The 15,612-nt window shown below is 62.6% G+C and carries 15 protein-coding genes; 10 read left to right on the top strand and 5 right to left on the bottom strand.

Features of this window, described 5'->3' with window-relative positions; translation table 11 throughout:
* Window positions 1-162: 162 nt before the first annotated feature.
* The 4 genes from cobJ to cobG are packed head-to-tail and all read right to left on the bottom strand — an operon-like array spanning window position 163 to window position 4,454.
* The gene (gene cobJ, locus QF039_RS32465) at window positions 163-1,803 is read right to left on the bottom strand and encodes a precorrin-3B C(17)-methyltransferase (RefSeq protein ID WP_307522611.1); all 1,641 of its coding nucleotides are present in this window, start codon (window positions 1,801-1,803) and stop codon (window positions 163-165) included.
* The gene (locus tag QF039_RS32460; RefSeq protein WP_102606178.1) at window positions 1,803-2,534 is read right to left on the bottom strand and encodes a precorrin-2 C(20)-methyltransferase; all 732 of its coding nucleotides are present in this window, start codon (window positions 2,532-2,534) and stop codon (window positions 1,803-1,805) included. Before QF039_RS32460 ends, cobJ begins: the two co-directional genes overlap by 1 nt.
* Window positions 2,534-3,160: a precorrin-8X methylmutase gene (locus QF039_RS32455; RefSeq protein WP_177020785.1), complete on the bottom strand. Its 627-nt coding sequence runs from the start codon at window positions 3,158-3,160 to the stop codon at window positions 2,534-2,536. Before QF039_RS32455 ends, QF039_RS32460 begins: the two co-directional genes overlap by 1 nt.
* On the bottom strand, window positions 3,153-4,454 hold the full coding sequence (gene cobG, locus QF039_RS32450) for a precorrin-3B synthase (protein ID WP_307522607.1): 1,302 nt from the start codon (window positions 4,452-4,454) through the stop codon (window positions 3,153-3,155). Before cobG ends, QF039_RS32455 begins: the two co-directional genes overlap by 8 nt.
* A gap of 95 nt (window positions 4,455-4,549) precedes the next feature.
* Here cobG and cbiE point away from each other — a divergent pair, with 95 nt between their 5' ends.
* The 4 genes from cbiE to QF039_RS32430 all read left to right on the top strand — a co-directional run bounded on the left by cbiE (window position 4,550) and on the right by QF039_RS32430 (window position 7,366).
* A complete protein-coding gene (cbiE, locus tag QF039_RS32445; protein WP_307522605.1) occupies window positions 4,550-5,755 on the top strand; it encodes a precorrin-6y C5,15-methyltransferase (decarboxylating) subunit CbiE in 1,206 nt (401 codons plus the stop codon).
* Window positions 5,752-6,477: a cobalt-precorrin-6A reductase gene (locus QF039_RS32440; RefSeq protein ID WP_307522603.1), complete on the top strand. Its 726-nt coding sequence runs from the start codon at window positions 5,752-5,754 to the stop codon at window positions 6,475-6,477. Before cbiE ends, QF039_RS32440 begins: the two co-directional genes overlap by 4 nt.
* 125 nt (window positions 6,478-6,602) lie before the next feature.
* Window positions 6,603-6,881, top strand: a complete 279-nt coding sequence (locus QF039_RS32435; protein ID WP_003217345.1) for a hypothetical protein — start codon at window positions 6,603-6,605, stop codon at window positions 6,879-6,881.
* Complete coding sequence (locus tag QF039_RS32430) at window positions 6,878-7,366, top strand: PIN domain-containing protein (RefSeq protein ID WP_307522601.1); 489 nt, start codon at window positions 6,878-6,880, stop codon at window positions 7,364-7,366. Before QF039_RS32435 ends, QF039_RS32430 begins: the two co-directional genes overlap by 4 nt.
* Before the next feature lie 58 nt (window positions 7,367-7,424).
* Here QF039_RS32430 and QF039_RS32425 read toward each other — a convergent pair whose 3' ends face one another.
* Window positions 7,425-7,664 (bottom strand): DUF6124 family protein, encoded by a 240-nt coding sequence (locus QF039_RS32425; RefSeq protein WP_003217349.1) that lies wholly within the window; start codon window positions 7,662-7,664, stop codon window positions 7,425-7,427.
* Window positions 7,665-8,263: 599 nt separating this feature from the next.
* Here QF039_RS32425 and QF039_RS32420 point away from each other — a divergent pair.
* The 6 genes from QF039_RS32420 to QF039_RS32395 all read left to right on the top strand — a co-directional run bounded on the left by QF039_RS32420 (window position 8,264) and on the right by QF039_RS32395 (window position 15,549).
* On the top strand, window positions 8,264-8,659 hold the full coding sequence (locus tag QF039_RS32420) for a DUF2946 domain-containing protein (RefSeq protein ID WP_307522598.1): 396 nt from the start codon (window positions 8,264-8,266) through the stop codon (window positions 8,657-8,659).
* A 46-nt stretch (window positions 8,660-8,705) separates the two neighbouring features.
* Window positions 8,706-9,188 carry a copper chaperone PCu(A)C gene (locus QF039_RS32415; RefSeq protein WP_076017993.1) on the top strand — a complete coding sequence of 161 codons (483 nt, stop codon included), beginning with the start codon at window positions 8,706-8,708 and terminating at the stop codon, window positions 9,186-9,188.
* Between the two features lie 64 nt (window positions 9,189-9,252).
* Complete coding sequence (locus QF039_RS32410) at window positions 9,253-9,624, top strand: DUF2946 domain-containing protein (RefSeq protein ID WP_003217356.1); 372 nt, start codon at window positions 9,253-9,255, stop codon at window positions 9,622-9,624.
* 93 nt (window positions 9,625-9,717) lie between these two features.
* On the top strand, window positions 9,718-11,790 hold the full coding sequence (locus QF039_RS32405; protein ID WP_307522595.1) for a TonB-dependent copper receptor: 2,073 nt from the start codon (window positions 9,718-9,720) through the stop codon (window positions 11,788-11,790).
* 118 nt (window positions 11,791-11,908) lie between these two features.
* Window positions 11,909-13,291: a PepSY domain-containing protein gene (locus tag QF039_RS32400; protein ID WP_307522593.1), complete on the top strand. Its 1,383-nt coding sequence runs from the start codon at window positions 11,909-11,911 to the stop codon at window positions 13,289-13,291.
* 152 nt (window positions 13,292-13,443) lie between these two features.
* Complete coding sequence (locus QF039_RS32395; protein WP_307522590.1) at window positions 13,444-15,549, top strand: TonB-dependent siderophore receptor; 2,106 nt, start codon at window positions 13,444-13,446, stop codon at window positions 15,547-15,549.
* Window positions 15,550-15,612 lie beyond the last annotated feature (63 nt).

Genomic DNA, 15,612 nt, shown 5'->3' with positions numbered 1-15,612 from the left:
ACGCTGGGGATGAGGCGGCGGCACACAAAAGCGCCGTGCTTTTCTTCAAGCCGTAGAGAAAGGTATGACTTGAGCCGATGCAAAAAAAACTCGGCAAGCAGACCTTTCCGGCATCAATGACTGACGTTTCAAGGCGGCCCCATGGCGGGGCCGCCGTTGTTTTCAGGAGGCGGGTTTCTCGCCGTACCAACGTGGCGTGTAGACCCACTCGCCACCACCTGCCCGCGCAAAGACGCAGGTGGTGGACGAACCGATCAGCACCATAGTGCGCATGTCCACCTGCTCCGGCGTCAGTTGCCCCAGGGTGGTGACTCGCAGGGTCTGGCCCGGGCGACCGATGTCACGGCCCAAGACCACCGGTGTTTCAGGCGTGCGGTGCTGCGCGACGATTTCCAGGGCGCGTCCCAACTGCCAGGGCCGCGCACGGGAAATCGGGTTATAGAACGCCAGCGCCAGGTCGGCCTGGGACGCCAGGTCCAGGCGCTTCTCGATGATCGACCAGGGTTTGAGGTTGTCCGACAGTGACATCACACAGAAGTCATGCCCCAGCGGTGCACCTGCCTGGGCCGCCGTGGCGAGGGATGCCGACACGCCCGGCAAAATCTCCAGGTCGACCTGATGCCAGGCCGGGTCGCTGGACTCGTGCAAGGCTTCGATCACCGCGGCGGCCATGGCGAATACACCCGGGTCACCCGAAGACACCACCACCACCGAACGCCCCTGCGCCGCCAGCTCAAAGGCATGACGCGCGCGCTGCATCTCTTCGCGATTGTCGGTGCAATGCTGGATCTGGTCCGCGCGGAACGGCCCGGCCATGCGCACATAGGTTTCGTAACCCAGCACGTCAGTGCAGCGGGCCAGCTCGGCTTTTACTGCCGGAACCATCAGTTCGGCAGCGCCGGGGCCCAGACCGATCACCGCGAGGCGGCCACGGGGACGACCGATCAGGGACAGGTCCAGAGGAGCCTCGGCCACCGTGATCGCGATGTCCGCCTGAGGCGCCAGATCGGCGAAGCGCAATGGCACGCCCAGCTCCAACGCCGCTTCGTGCAATGACGAATCGGCCATCTCCGTTTCAGCCGCCAGCAGGCAAGCCAGGGACTGCACGGCGAGCCCGGCATCCTGCAACGCCGCACGAATTCGCCCGGCCAGTTGCGGCCCCGGCTGGCAGGTAACCAACACCGTCTTCGGATAAATCAGCAACTCATTGGCCGCAGGTGTGCGCTCGGCACTGCCGACGTGAATCGCCAGGAGTGCCTGTTGATCCTGGGGCAAGTTGGCCTGATCCAGCCACGGCGCCGCGCCTTCGATGCGTACTGATTCGCCAGCCAGCAAATCCGAGACAAAGCGTTTGCCCAGCTCCAGATCCCCCAGCTGATAACCATGGGGCGGGTTAAGCAGGCAGGTACCAAAACGCAGCTCGCCACTGGTGGTGATCGCGGCGGCAACGTCCAGGGCAGCGGCGATTTCCCGCGCCATCACGTTCACGCCACCCAGGCCACCGAGCAACGGCACCACCGCGCTGCCGTCTTCGGCGACGGCCAGCACAGCAGGCTCGATGCCCTTCTCCAGCAACAGCGGCGCCAGGGTGCGGATCACAATCCCGGCGGCACACAGGGCGATGATCGGCGTGCCCTGTTGATACAACTGGCGCACTGTGGCGCCGAATTCGTTATAGGCCTGATCTGCGCCCTCGACCCGCCCGGCCAGGCCGTGGATCAGTGCGTCGGGATACACCTGCTGGATAGCGCGGGCCGTGGCGAGGCTGCCCTGCCCCAGGATGACAATCGCGGGAGCCGTCATCAGCCTTGCCACCTTTCACCGGGAACGATGATCAGCGAGAAATACGGCGAGGACGTCGGATCGACCTGATCCAGGGCGACGATTTTCTGATTGGCCATGGTCGCGCGCTCGACGTACAACGCCCGGCTCGCCAATCCCAATTCTTCCAGTACCTGACGCACCTTGGTGAAGTTGCGCCCCAGCTTCATGATCACCGCCGCGTCGGCATCCGCCAGGCGACGCTTGAGTTCGTCATGGGGCAGCACGCCGGAAAGCACCGACAGGCTCTGGTTGCGATACACCAACGGTGCGCCCAGTACAGAGGCGCCACCGAGCATCGAGCACACACCCGGGATCACCTGGGCTTCGTAGCGCTCGGCCAGGCGGTCGTGCAAATACATGTAGGAGCCGTAGAAGAACGGGTCGCCTTCACAGATCACCGCCACATCGCGCCCCGCGTCCAGGTGTGCCGCAACGTCGACACTGGCGGCGTCGTAGAAATCGCTGATCACTTGCTCGTAGGACAGCGGCGCCGGCAACACTTCAGTGGTCACCGGGTACACCAGCGGCATCAGGGTTTGCTGGGGCACCAAATGGTCTTCGATGATGCCGAAGGCGTTGCCCTTCTTGCCCTTGGCCACGAAGTACGCCACCACCGGCGATTCGCGCAGCAGGCGCAGGGCCTTGAGGGTAATCAGTTCCGGATCGCCGGGGCCTACGCCCAGGCCGATCAAACGTCCGCGTGCCGGCATTATTCGACCTCCGTGGCCAAGGCGTTGACCGCGGCGGCGGCCATCGCACTGCCGCCCAGGCGGCCCTGCATGATCACAAACGGTACGCCGCGGCTGTCTGCCGCCAGCATCGCCTTGGATTCGGCGGCGCCGACAAAACCCACCGGGAACCCGAGGATCAGTGCAGGTTTTGGCGCGCCGGCGTCGAGCATTTCCAGCAGGTAAAACAGCGCTGTCGGCGCATTGCCGATCACCACCACACTGCCTTCCAGGTGCGGGCGCCACAGCTCCAGGGCGGCGGCGGAACGGGTGTTGCCCAGCTCGCGGGCCAACGCCGGCACGCTGTCGTCGCGCAGGGTGCAGATCACCTGATTGTTGGCCGGCAGGCGCGTACGGGTCACGCCTTCGGAGACCATCCGCGCATCACACAGGATCGGCGCGCCAGCGGCCAGGGCTTCGCGCCCGGCCTTGCCGGCACCTTCGGAAAATTGCAGGCCGTCGATGGCGTCGACCATGCCGCAGGCATGAATCACCCGCACCGCGAGTTTTTCCAGGTCGGCAGGGATGCGATCAAGCCGGGCTTCTGCGCGAATGATCGCGAAGGAGTTGCGATAGATCTCCTGACCGTCGCGGATGTAATCAATCATCGGTGTTGCTCCGTGGGTGAGCGCGCAACAAGGCGCCCGCCGCTTCAATAGAAAGAGTGCGCGCGTGCAGGCGGCCGAAACCGGGCAGGCCTGCGTCGCGAAAATAGAGGTCGTAGTGGCCGGGGCTTACCGCCAGCAGGGTGACCGGCGCGGTGTGTGCGGCCGCGCAGGAACGCGGGCAGCCGGACAGGTGCACGCTGTGGCCGGGCGCTAGCGCGGCCAGTTGCACGGCGTCGGCCTTGGTGTCGGACAGGCCTTTGGCGCAACCGCCGGCGCCGGTGCAGGCGATCATCCGTGCGAGGGGTTGGTCCACCGAACACAAAAAGCCAAGCTGTTCGAGGCGTTCGGTGACAGCCGCCGCATCCTGGATATTGGGCAGCAACAGGCCTTGCCATGGCGTGACACGCAAGGTGGCGTCGCCATGGTCGACGGCCAGTTGCGCAGCGCCCCTGAGCATCGCCGAATCCAGGCGGCCCAAGGGTGCGACGGCGGCGACGTAGACCTGGTTTTTTTGGCGCTGTGGATAACTTCCCAGGTGCAGCGGCGCGGGGTTGGAGTGCCTGGAAAAGCCATCAACCGGCTGCAATGGCATATTCAGCTGCCGCAAAAAGTTATCCACAGCGGTTTCAGCCAGCAGGTGGCGCATGCGGGTTTGATCAGGCCGGGCCAGTTCAAGGAACCGCTCCAGCACCGCCACCACCAGTGCATGCCCTTGCTCCAGAGTCACCGCCGCCAATGGCGCGTCCTGCGCCGGGGACCCTGCCAGGCCGAATGCCAACAGCGTCTGGCCATTGGCGTCGAAGGCCGACAGCCACAGGTCGTGGTGATGTTCGAGCATCGCCAGGGCTTCACCGCCGTCCAGTTGCACGGCGAACTTGGCCGACAGCTCATGGAAACGCGGGTGGGTTTCCAGGGTGGTGAGGATCTGGTCCGCCAACGGTCGGGTATCGAACAACATCTCGCGGTCAATGCCGGCGCTGGGGCTGAGCATCAGGTTGCGCACATCATCACCGGCGGCACGCTTGGGGCCCAGGTCGGCGGCCAGCAAGGCGGCGATCAACGCATCCTGTTCGGCGCCGATCCCGCGAATCTGCAGGTTGGCGCGGTTGGTTGCCTCGATCACTCCGCCGGCATGGGCCTGGGCCGCATCAGCCACGGCAAATGCCTGCTCGGCGCGGATCGAACCGCCCGCCAGTTTGATCCGGCAAATCCCGCCATCCAACGCCTGGACAATACGCAGCAACCCCGGACAGGCCGAGGGGCGCAAGGTATTGGACGGTGGTATTGGTTTCACGGGGCTACCGGTTCACGGGTAAAGGCGCGGTATTATGCCTGCTTTGTCCGGCGGCATGAAAAGCCTGCCCGTCGGATGTCGTTCAAGGAATTCATATGTCGCCCTGGCTGACGGTAGTAGGCATCGGTGAAGACGGCTTCAAGGGCCTGGGCAGAAACGCCCGGCACGCCCTGTTGCGCGCCTCGCGCATTATTGGCGGGCAACGCCAGCTGGACTTGTTGCCGGTGTGCATCCGTGGCGAACGCCAGCTGTGGCCCAGCCCGTTTTCCCTGGAGCCGGTGCTGGCCAGGCGTGGTGAAGCGGTGTGCGTGCTGGCCAGCGGCGACCCGATGTTCTATGGCGTGGGTGCGAGCCTGGCGCGGCAGGTGCCGGCCGATGAGCTGCTGATTCTGCCGGCGCCCTCTTCCGTGTCCCTGGCGGCGGCGCGTCTGGGCTGGCCGTTGCAAGAGGTAGTGACGCTGTCGGTGGTTGCCCGGCCGATGGCGGCGCTGAATGCGCATCTGGCCAGCGGCGTGCGTTTGCTGGTGCTGAGCAATGACGGCCAGAGCCCGGCGGCGATTGCCACACAATTGGCCGAGCGCGGGTTTGGCGCAAGTCGCCTGAGTGTGTTTGAACACCTCGGCGGGCCGGATGAGCGGCGCATCGACGGCATCGCCCGGGATTGGCCTGGCGAACCGATTGCCGCGTTGAACCTGGTGGCCATCGACTGCGTGGCCGACGCCAACACAGCGCGCCTGTCACGCCTGGCAGGGCTGCCGGACTCGGCCTTCAGGCACGACGGCCAACTGACCAAGCGCGACGTGCGCGCCATGACCCTCGCCCGCCTCGCGCCGATGCCCGGCGAACTGCTGTGGGACGTGGGCGCGGGCAGCGGCTCCATCGGGATCGAATGGATGCGCGCCCACCCCAGCTGCCGCGCCCTGGCCATCGAGGCCGATGAAGGCCGGCAACTGTTGATCGAACACAACCGTGACGCCCTTGGCGTACCCGGCCTGCAACTGATTCGCGGCACCGCGCCCCACGCACTCGCTGGCCTGGAAGCGCCCGACGCCATCTTCATCGGCGGCGGCGTCACCCGCGACGGCGTGCTCGACACCTGCTGGCAACACCTGCGCCCCGGCGGGCGGCTGGTGGCCAACGCCGTGACCCTGCAAAGTGAAATGACCCTGATGGCCTGGCGCGAACAACACGGCGGCGAACTGACCCGCATTCATGTGGCCCAGGCCCAACCGCTGGGGGGCTTTGATACCTGGCGCCAGGCGCTGCCGATCACCCTGCTGGAAGTGATCAAGCCGCTATGAAACGCATCCTGCTGTTGGGCGGCGTGACGGAAGCCCTGGCCATCGCCCGCACACTGGGGCCCGAGCATGTCTACAGCCTGGCGGGTGTTGGCCGCGTTCCCACCGACCTTACGTGCCAGGTGCGCGTCGGTGGCTATGGCGGCGCGGAAGGTTTGGCGCAGTTCATTCGCGATGAAGGTATCGAGCTGGTGCTGGACGCGACCCATCCGTATGCCGCACAGATCAGCGCCAACGCCGCCCGTGCCGCAGGTTTATGCGGAATTCCCTGCTGGGCCCTGCGCCGCCCGGCGTGGCAGCCACAGGCGGGTGATGATTGGCGCGAAGTCAGGGACTGGGCTGAGCTGATCGAAGCCCTGAAACCCTTCAAGCGACCACTGTTCACGCTGGGCCGGGAACCGTTGCAACACCTCGACGAAATCCCCGCCGAGCAGTTCTGGACACTGCGCGCACTGGATGTGTACCCCGGCAATGAGCGCTGCGAAGTGATTGGCGCCCGTGGGCCGTTTTTGATCGAGGATGAGCGGGCATTGTTTGAGCGGCGGCAGATTGATGTGCTGATCAGCAAGAACAGCGGCAGCACGGCTACCGAGCCGAAGCTGGAAGTGGCGCGGGAGCGGGGGGTGCCGGTGTTGGTGTTGAGGCGGCCGGTGTTAATGGCGGTGGATCAGGAGCTTTTGTCGCCCGCAGAAACAATCGAGTTATTGGCAGATTTCATTCGATAGATCAGGATCATCGCCCACCTCTATCAACTCTATTTGTGACTAAAGGGACGGCGATGAATCCACAACATGAACTGCTACACTCCAGAAACAGTTCAAGCCAGACTCAATTCTATTCAGGAGCTGACATGATAGACGTCAAAGAAGCCGTGCAAGTTGCCAAGGCAGCAGCCAATGACTTTCTCGGCCAGGAAACAGTACTTCAGGACTTGATGCTTGAGGAAGTCGAGTTAAACCCAGGCGACAAAACGTGGGCAATAACACTTGGCTTCAATGTTCCAGCCCCTGATAAATATCAACGATTAGGCGCATCTTTAGCGGGACAAATGTACGCAAGAAAATATAAAACATTCTTCATTGACTCGGAGACTGGCGAGTTCCGCTCCATGAAGATCCGCGAAGTATGATCGAAACATATATCCGGCAATATCGAAGAAAAGGAATCATAGTCGACACCAACCTTCTGCTCTTGGTACTGATCGGAGGCACACCCAGTATTGCAGGCTTCAAAAGAACAAGCGGGTACACCACCAAAGATTACAAACTTCTGCTTAACGTGATTGATCAATTCGAAAAGCTTATTTCAACTCCTCATATACTTGCGGAAGTCAGCAACCTTACAAACGGGCTTTATGGGAGCAAGCTACACGACTTCTACGCAACATTAAAAAAATCATTATCGACAGTCATTGAGATTCACTGCCCTGCTCTTGATATAAGTTGCGATTATGAGCTGTCGCCCTACGGACTTACCGACGTCGGTATTATCTGTGCAGCCAAAGATAATTATCTAGTTTTGACAGATGACCTAAGAGTCGCTGGATTTGCTCATCAGCACAGCGTAGATGTCGTGAACTTCAATCACATACGGGAAGCAAGCTGGGACGTTTAAAGGCGTCTCACGGGATCATTCCCACACATCAGCGCAGGAACGATCGATCATCGAAGTGTTAAATGCGTTTTCCGCCACCTTCGTGCACCCGATCAGCCAGTAACTCCGCCAGCTCGATCAACTGAGCGACGCCCAACAACTCCTCTCGCTTCGATCCTTCCAGGCTAAACGCCAAGTCGCAACTCAGCGCATTGGCCGAGGCGAGTGTTTCAATGAGGTTGACCAACAGGTCTTCGGTGCTGATTCCGTCGGCTACGGTGAACAGCCGAAAGGGGGGATTGGGGGTAGGTTTAATCATTGTGAAGCTCCTAAGGGACGTGGAGCTGCCACTGATCGCCGCGACGCGATGGAGGGTGGCAGCTGTGCGCAGGTTCGCGGACCGGTCCCTAGGCAACCCGGCATACCCGAAGGTATCCCGCGCACAGCCACCATAGCGCCGCACAGTAGACGATAAAAAAGCGTCAACTGAAAGCAGACGATGGCGCTTAGCGCCTATAGGATCCGGGCCGCGACGCCCGACCACTGAGTTTGCAGTGGTGTTCGGAGACTAGAGATTGAGTTTCCTAACGACAACCGCCAATCACTGTCGGAAATTTCTGTGGAGGGCCTCCACATTCGAACCGAACACAATCCAAACTGTGGGAGCTGGCTTGCCTGCGATAGCATCACCTCGTTCCAGCAGGAAGACCGAGTCGCCTGTATCGCAGGCAAGCCAGCTCCCACAGCATTCAGCGTCGCACTGAACATCGCGGCCCATTTGAAAAAAATGGAAATCCTTGATTCCCGTCTATCCTCAAACCCAGCACTGCGACACCAAACCACACCGCCCCTTTTTACTTATCCTCCCCGATCAGGCTAAATACCCACCTGATCGCTTAACCCTACGGATTGTCCGCCATGGCCCGTCAACGCTTTGCAATTGCCTGGATAGCCTGCCTTGCAGTGCTGTTCAATGCGTTTGCCATGCCGATGGCGGGTGCGATGCAGCAGGCGGATGACCCGGTCAAGCAACTGCTCTGGGGCAGTTTCTGCTCCTCCAATGCCAACAAGCTGACGGCCATTGCCCTGGGCAAGCTGGAGATTCCGGCGCCGCAGCAAGACGATCACTCCACCATGCAGCATTGCTGGTGCTGCTCGGGCTCGGCGCCATTAGTGGCGTTGCCGGGGCATTCACCAACACTGTATTTCGCAAGATTCGACGCGGTGCAAGACCTGCCGCCGCCGTCATTGCAATCCCCCACCCCGCGCCAGCAATGGCCGAGCCTTAACCCCCGCGCCTCTCCAACGGTCTGATTTCTTCGCAAGTGAACTGCGTTTAGAACCGTTCTGGAGAACTGCCATGCTCAAATCTTCCCTGCTTCTGGCTGCGTTGTTGCTGCCGGTGTGTGCTGCTGCCAATGCCGAAGACTTCAAGGTCGGCGAACTGGTGGTCAGCGAACCCTGGTCTCAGGAACTGCCGCCCAATGCGCCGACCGTCGCGGCGTATTTCGTGATTCATAACCAGGGCGAGCATGCGGATCGCTTGCTCAGCGTCGACACGCCCGTGGCCGCCAAGGCCGAACTGCATGAGCATGTGATGCAGGGCGATCTGATGAAGATGCAGCAGGTGACCAGCGTCGCGGTGCCGGCCAAAGGTGACCTGACGTTCGCGCCCATGGCCTACCACGTGATGCTGCTGGACCTGAAGGACCGCAGCGTTTTGCGCGACGGCCAGCATTTTCCGCTGACCCTGAACTTTGAAAAGGCCGGGCCAGTGAAGGTGGAAGTGTCAGTGCAGAAGCAGCCACCCATGGCCGGCCACGAACACATGCACGCCCAATAGATAAACCTTGATGGGCGCCCCACGCGCCAGGTTGTCCCCGCACCGCCGTAAGCCTGTAGGCCTTATGCGCGGCAGCTGGATCAGCCTGTTCGCCATGCTGATGATCTTTATCGGTCCGCTGATTTCCCAAGCGATGCCGATGGATCATCACGCCGGCATGTCGATGGAAATGTCCATGGACGCGCCGAGCTGCCATGGCGCCGCCAAGCCTGCGACCGATCACCACAAAGCACCCGACGAACACCACGTGCTCTGGGAAAAGTGCGGCTATTGCAGCCTGCTCTTCAGTTGCCCGGCGCTGCCTGGCAGCGTGTCGTTTGTCACCCTCGGCAGCCCGCCGCCCGCCAACGCCCTGACCCCCGCCCCACGCCTGGGCCATGCCCGGCAAACCGTGTTCCCCGGTGCCCGCAGCCGCGCCCCGCCCATCATCGCGTAAGCACTTCACACCGTTACTTCACCCCGGCCGACTTTAGACAGACAGCCGCAGGCTGCTGGCCGTGTTGTTTACGAATGAATGATGGAATTTTTCATGTCCAGGTTTTCTGCTGACACCCGTTTGGGATGTACTCCCGTTTTCGCCGTTATGTGTGGCGCGCTGCTGGTTCCTCAGGTCCACGCCGACGAGCCTGCCGACCAGAACGAACTGAGCCCGACGGTGATCACCGCCATTGCCCCCAGCTCACCACTGACCGTCGTCACCAACCCGAAAGACCCGCGTCAACCGGTGCCCGCCAGCGATGGCGGCGACTACCTCAAGACCATCCCCGGCTTCGCCCTGGTGCGCAACGGCGGCACCAACGGCGACCCGGTGCTGCGGGGCATGTTCGGCTCACGCCTGAACATCCTCACCAACGGCAGCATGATGCTCGGCGCCTGCCCCGGCCGGATGGATGCGCCCACCTCCTATATCTCACCGGAAACCTACGACAAGCTCACCGTGATCAAAGGCCCGCAAACCGTGCTCTGGGGCCCGGGCGCTTCAGCCGGCACGGTCCTGTTCGAGCGCGAGCCCGAGCAATTCGGCGAGCTGGGCACGCGGGTCAACGCCAGCATCCTGGCGGGCTCCAACGGGCGTTTCGACAAAGTCGTCGACGCAGCAGCCGGCGGGCCGCTGGGTTATGTGCGGGTGATCGGCAACCAGGCCCACGCCGATGACTACAAGGACGGCAACAACGACACCGTCGCCTCGCGCTACGACAAGTGGAACGGCGACGTGGCCGTGGGCTGGACCCCGGACGCCGACACCCTGCTGGAACTCACCGCCGGCCGTGGCGATGGCGAAGCCCGCTACGCCGGGCGTGGCATGGACGGTTCGCAGTTTTTGCGCGAGAGCCTCGGATTGCGCGTCGAGAAATCGAATATCGGCGAGGTGCTGGATAAGGTCGAAGCACAGGTCTACTACAACTACGCCGACCACGTGATGGACAACTACACCCTGCGCGTCCCGTCGGGCACCGGGATGATGGCCGGTCCCATGGCGGCCAACGTCGACCGCCGCACCCTCGGCGCCCGTATCAAGGCCACCTGGCGCTGGGCCGATGTGCAGTTGATCAGCGGCATTGATGCACAAACCAACGAACACCGCGAACGCAGCGCCATGGGCGTCGACACCTACAAGGACCTGCCCCGCAGCAAGGACGCCAACTTCCACAACTACGGGGTGTTCGGCGAACTGACCTGGTACGCCGCCGACCGCGACCGCCTGATCACCGGCGCCCGCGTCGACCGCGCCTCGGCCAAGGATTTCCGGCAAACCATCAGCTCCGGGATGATGAGCAGCCCCAACCCCACCGCCGGTAAAACCCGCGCCGATACGCTGCCGTCCGGCTTTGTGCGCTACGAGCACGATCTGGCGGACAGCCCTGCCACCCTGTACGCAGGGCTTGGGCATTCGGAGCGTTTCCCTGATTACTGGGAGCTGTTTTCTCCCGACACCGGGTCGGTCGGTTCCGTGAATGCCTTCGACGGTGTGAAGCCTGAAAAAACCACCCAGCTGGATTTTGGCCTGCAATACAAATCCGCCGATCTCGATGCCTGGGCCTCGGGCTACGTCGGCCAGGTGCGTGATTTCATCCTGTTCGACTACCAGCCGGGAATGATGGGCACCACCTCCCAGGCGCGCAATGTGGACGCGCGAATCATGGGCGGTGAATTGGGCGCAGCCTACAAGCTGACCGCCAACTGGAAGGCCGATGCCACCTTCGCCTACGCCTGGGGCAAGAACACCAGCGACGGCAAACCGCTGCCGCAGATCCCGCCGCTGGATGCGCGCTTCGGGCTCACCTACAGCCAGGACGACTGGAGCGCCGGCGCCTTGTGGCGGGTGGTCGCGGCGCAAAACCGCATCGACCAGAACAAGGGCAACGTGGTGGGCAAGGACTTCGACAAAAGCTCGGGGTTTGGCGTGTTCTCGCTGAACGCGGCGTATCGCATCAACAAGAATTTCAAGGTCAGCACCGGCGTCGACAACCTGTTCGGCAAGGCGTACGCCGAACACCTGAACCTGGCCGGCAACGCCGGGTTCGGCTACCCGGCCAATGACCCGCAAGCCATCAAGGAACCGGGGCGCACGCTCTGGACCAAGGTGGACATGAGCTTCTAAGCGCATCGCAGGCAAGCCGGCTCCCACAGTTGCAATGCATTCCACTGTGGGAGCGGGCTTGCCCGCGATGGCGTCCTCGATAACACAAAAAATCCAAGCCTTTGCGGAGCACATCCTGATGAACCCACCGAAGATTTCCTTCTACAACCTGGCCTGGCGCTGGCATTTCTACGCCGGGCTGTTTGTCGCGCCGTTCATGGTGCTGCTGGCCCTGACCGGCATCATCTACCTGTTCAAACCCCAACTCGACCCGCTGATGTACGGCAACCTGCTGACCGTGCAGAGCGCCGAACACGCGCTGAGTGCCGACGAGCAACTGCAACGTGCCCAGGCTGCCTATCCACAAGGCAAGATCAGCAAGTACCTGCCACCCGCCGACGCCACCAGCAGCGCGCAATTCGTGATGCACAACGACGGGCGCGAAGTGACTGTATTCGTCGACCCGTATCGCGGCACCGTGCTCGGCGAACAGGACGCCAAGTACAACCTGCAAGCCATCGCCCGTGCGCTGCATGGTGAGTTGATGATCGGCACCGTCGGCGATCGCCTGGTGGAACTGGCCGCCGGCTGGGGCGTGATGCTGGTGATTTCGGGCGTGTATCTGTGGTGGCCGCGAGGCAAGTCGGCGGCGGGCATTCTGTGGCCGCGGCTGGGCAGCCGCGGTCGCTTGTTCTGGCGCGATCTGCACGCGGTCGCCGGTTTCTGGGGCGCGGCGTTCCTGCTGGTGATGCTCCTCAGCGGCATGACCTGGACCGGCTTCTGGGGCAAGCAATACGCCGAGCTGTGGAATAAATTCCCGGCGGCCATGTGGAACAACGTGCCGCAGTCCGACCAGCAGGCCCGCAGCCTCAACACCGCGAGCCAACAAACCGTGCCGTGGGCCATGGAAAACACGCCGATGCCGATGTCTGGCGAGCATGCCGAGCACATGAAGCACGCCGGCATGAGCCAGGGCCCGGCAGCCCCGAGTATCCGCCTGCAGCAGGTGGTCGACCTCGCCAACTCACGCAAGGTCGAACCCGGCTACAGCATCACCTTCCCCACCACTGCCGAAGGCGTGTTCACCCTCGCGGTGTTCGCCAACGACCCGCGCAATGACGCCACCCTGCATGTGGACCAATACACCGGCAAGGTCCTGGCCGATGTGCGCTGGGAGCACTACAACAGCGTGGCGCGGGTTACCGAATCGGGCGTGATGCTGCACGAAGGCAAGATGTTTGGCGTGGTCAATCAGATCATCGTGCTGCTGATTTGCCTGATGATCCTGCTCAGCGCCGTCAGCGGTGTGGTGATCTGGTGGAAGCGTCGGCCACAGGGCAGCCTGGGGGTTCCACCGTTGCGCCATGACCTGCCGAAATGGAAAACCGCGATGGTGATCATGCTCGGGCTGGCGATTGTCTTTCCGCTGGTGGGCGCCTCGCTGATCGTGGTCTGGGCACTGGATCGCCTGGTGCTTTCACGGTGGTTTGGCCAACGTGAATCTGCCTCAGGTTCAGCGTGAAACAGACGAGATGCCCTACCTAGAGGCGTTATGTAGTCTTACGCGGGCTTTCGCCCACGCCGCACAAAGTGTTATATTGTAACACTTAATGTGTTCTCCCACTCGCCGCGCCCTGCGGCGAGTACCGTCTCGAAGAAGCGATTTATCGTCCGATGAACAAGTACCTTGCGTCCGGCCTGTGCCTGCTCGCCCTGCAAAACACTGCCCAGGCCCTGACGCTTCCCGCCAGTGCCGTCTCAGCCCCCGCCGTCGACGACGAGCGCGTCGACCTGAACACCCCGACCACGGCAGGTTCACGCCTGAACCTCACGGCCCTGCAAACCCCGGGCAGCGTTGAAAGCCAGACCGGCGAGCAGATTCGCGCCCGGGGCGATGCCACGGTGCAGGACGCGATTTCCCGGGCCACCGGCATCAGCCGCACCGGCACGCCGGGCGACGGTGGTACCTCGTTGTCGGCACGCGGGTTCACCGGCCAGAGCTCGGTGCTGCAGTTGTACGACGGCGCGCGCATGTTCGATGGCGCGGGCACTTCCACCTTCCCGGTGGACACCTGGTCCGTTGAGCGGGTGGACGTACTGCGCGGCCCGGCCTCGGTGATGTACGGCCAGGGCGCCACCGGCGCGGTGGTCAACACCATCGCGAAGAAACCCTTCGAGGGCGAGATCGAAAACCATATCCGCCTGGGCTACGGTTCTTATGACCGCCAGCAGCAAGCCCTCGACAGCGGCGGCTCGCTGACCGACACCCTGAGCTATCGCCTGAACATCAACCGCCTGCGCAGCAACGGTTTCATCGACCGCGGCGAGTCCGGCAGCGACTTCGTCAGCGGTGCCCTGCGCTGGCAGGCGGCGGATAACCTGAGCTTCACCCTGGCCTCCGACTACGGCGACCAGACCCCGCAAAACGACTACGGCACACCGCTGATCAACGGCCAGTTGCACAAGGGCCTGCGGGACAAGAACTACAACGTCAGCAACGATATCCAGCACTACAACGACCAGTGGACGCGCCTGACCAGCGAGTGGCAGATCAACGACAACGTCACCGCCACCAATGAACTGTCCTACCTGAAAAACCAGCGGCGCTGGCAGAACGCCGAGAGCTACAACTACGTCGACGGCGGCCTGGTGCGCCAGAGCTACCTGGGCATCAAGCACAACCAGGAACAGGTGGGTGACCGCCAGACCTTCACCTTCAAACACACGCTGTTCGGCCTCGACAGCCAGACGGTGACGGGGGTGGAGTACAACCGCATTCGCTTCCGCCTGGCCAGCAACTCGCCGTTCGATGACCTGACGAACGCCGGCCAACCGGTGGACATCAACCACCCGGTACCGCAGCCGTTTGAAAGCGCCAGCCCCTTCATTCCGCAGTCCGTCAGCACCACCAAACAGCTGGCTGCGTTCGCCGAAAACCGCCTGCAACTGACCGATAAACTGTCGCTGATCACCGGCGTGCGCCGCGATTACCTGCACATCGACAGTGACTCCCTCGTGGATGGCAGCGACTCCAACAAGACCTTTACCGGCAACAACTGGAAAGCCGGCCTGGTCTACGCGATCACCCCGGACACCTCGGTCTACGGCCAGTACGCCACCAGCACCGACGGCGTCGGCAGCCTGATCACCCTGAGCCCGAGCCAGCAGCAGTTCGGCCTGTCCACCGCCAAGCAAACCGAGATCGGCCTCAAGCAGGCGTTCTGGGATTCCCGTGGTGAATGGACCCTGGCGGCCTACCACATCGTCAAAAAGAAACTGTTGGTGAGCATCCCAGGCACCACCCTCAAGGAACAAGTCGGCCAGCAATCCTCCAACGGCCTGGAAGCCAGCCTCGACCTGCAACTGCCCGATGCCTGGCAACTGCAAGCCAACGCTGCGATCGTGCGGGCGCAGTACGACGACTTCTCCGAAGTGGTCAACGGCCAGTCCGTGTCCCGCGACGGCAACCGCCCCACCGACGTGCCGCGTCGCACCGCCAACCTGTGGCTGAGCAAGGCCATCACTGACGACGTGCGTGCAGGTGCCGGCGTGCGTTATGTAGACTCGCGTTTCGCCAACACCGCCAACACCAGCGAAGTGCCGAGCTACACCGTGGTCGACGCCAGCGTTTCATGGAAAGCCATGCGCAACACGACATTGGGCCTGCAATTGAATAACCTGTTCGACCGCACTTACGCCGTCAGCCAATACAACGACGGCCAGCAATGGATCCTGGGCGAGCCGCGCTCGTTCTTCGTGACGGCGGACTACACCTTCTAACTGAACGCAACACTGTCCAAATGTGGGAGCGGGCTTGCTCGCGAATGCGGTGTGTCAGGCACT

Origin of the sequence: Pseudomonas sp. W2I6, from assembly GCF_030815935.1 — a bacterium.
Classification (GTDB): Bacteria; Pseudomonadota; Gammaproteobacteria; order Pseudomonadales; family Pseudomonadaceae; genus Aquipseudomonas.
Note: the sequence above shows the minus strand (reverse complement) of the source record. Positions and strands in the feature narration are given on the sequence as shown.

What these genes read in the sequence shown, in the direction of transcription:
- QF039_RS32400 (WP_307522593.1), top strand. Translation starts at nt 11,909, where the DNA reads ATGAACCCACCGAAGATTTCCTTCTACAACCTGGCCTGGCGCTGGCAT.
- cobJ (WP_307522611.1), bottom strand. Translation starts at nt 1,803, where the DNA reads ATGACGGCTCCCGCGATTGTCATCCTGGGGCAGGGCAGCCTCGCCACG.
- QF039_RS32410 (WP_003217356.1), top strand. Translation starts at nt 9,253, where the DNA reads ATGCGCGGCAGCTGGATCAGCCTGTTCGCCATGCTGATGATCTTTATC.
- QF039_RS32430 (WP_307522601.1), top strand. Translation starts at nt 6,878, where the DNA reads ATGATCGAAACATATATCCGGCAATATCGAAGAAAAGGAATCATAGTC.
- QF039_RS32460 (WP_102606178.1), bottom strand. Translation starts at nt 2,534, where the DNA reads ATGCCGGCACGCGGACGTTTGATCGGCCTGGGCGTAGGCCCCGGCGAT.
- QF039_RS32455 (WP_177020785.1), bottom strand. Translation starts at nt 3,160, where the DNA reads ATGATTGATTACATCCGCGACGGTCAGGAGATCTATCGCAACTCCTTC.
- QF039_RS32405 (WP_307522595.1), top strand. Translation starts at nt 9,718, where the DNA reads ATGTCCAGGTTTTCTGCTGACACCCGTTTGGGATGTACTCCCGTTTTC.
- QF039_RS32415 (WP_076017993.1), top strand. Translation starts at nt 8,706, where the DNA reads ATGCTCAAATCTTCCCTGCTTCTGGCTGCGTTGTTGCTGCCGGTGTGT.
- QF039_RS32425 (WP_003217349.1), bottom strand. Translation starts at nt 7,664, where the DNA reads ATGATTAAACCTACCCCCAATCCCCCCTTTCGGCTGTTCACCGTAGCC.
- QF039_RS32395 (WP_307522590.1), top strand. Translation starts at nt 13,444, where the DNA reads ATGAACAAGTACCTTGCGTCCGGCCTGTGCCTGCTCGCCCTGCAAAAC.
- QF039_RS32435 (WP_003217345.1), top strand. Translation starts at nt 6,603, where the DNA reads ATGATAGACGTCAAAGAAGCCGTGCAAGTTGCCAAGGCAGCAGCCAAT.
- QF039_RS32420 (WP_307522598.1), top strand. Translation starts at nt 8,264, where the DNA reads ATGGCCCGTCAACGCTTTGCAATTGCCTGGATAGCCTGCCTTGCAGTG.
- QF039_RS32440 (WP_307522603.1), top strand. Translation starts at nt 5,752, where the DNA reads ATGAAACGCATCCTGCTGTTGGGCGGCGTGACGGAAGCCCTGGCCATC.
- cbiE (WP_307522605.1), top strand. Translation starts at nt 4,550, where the DNA reads ATGTCGCCCTGGCTGACGGTAGTAGGCATCGGTGAAGACGGCTTCAAG.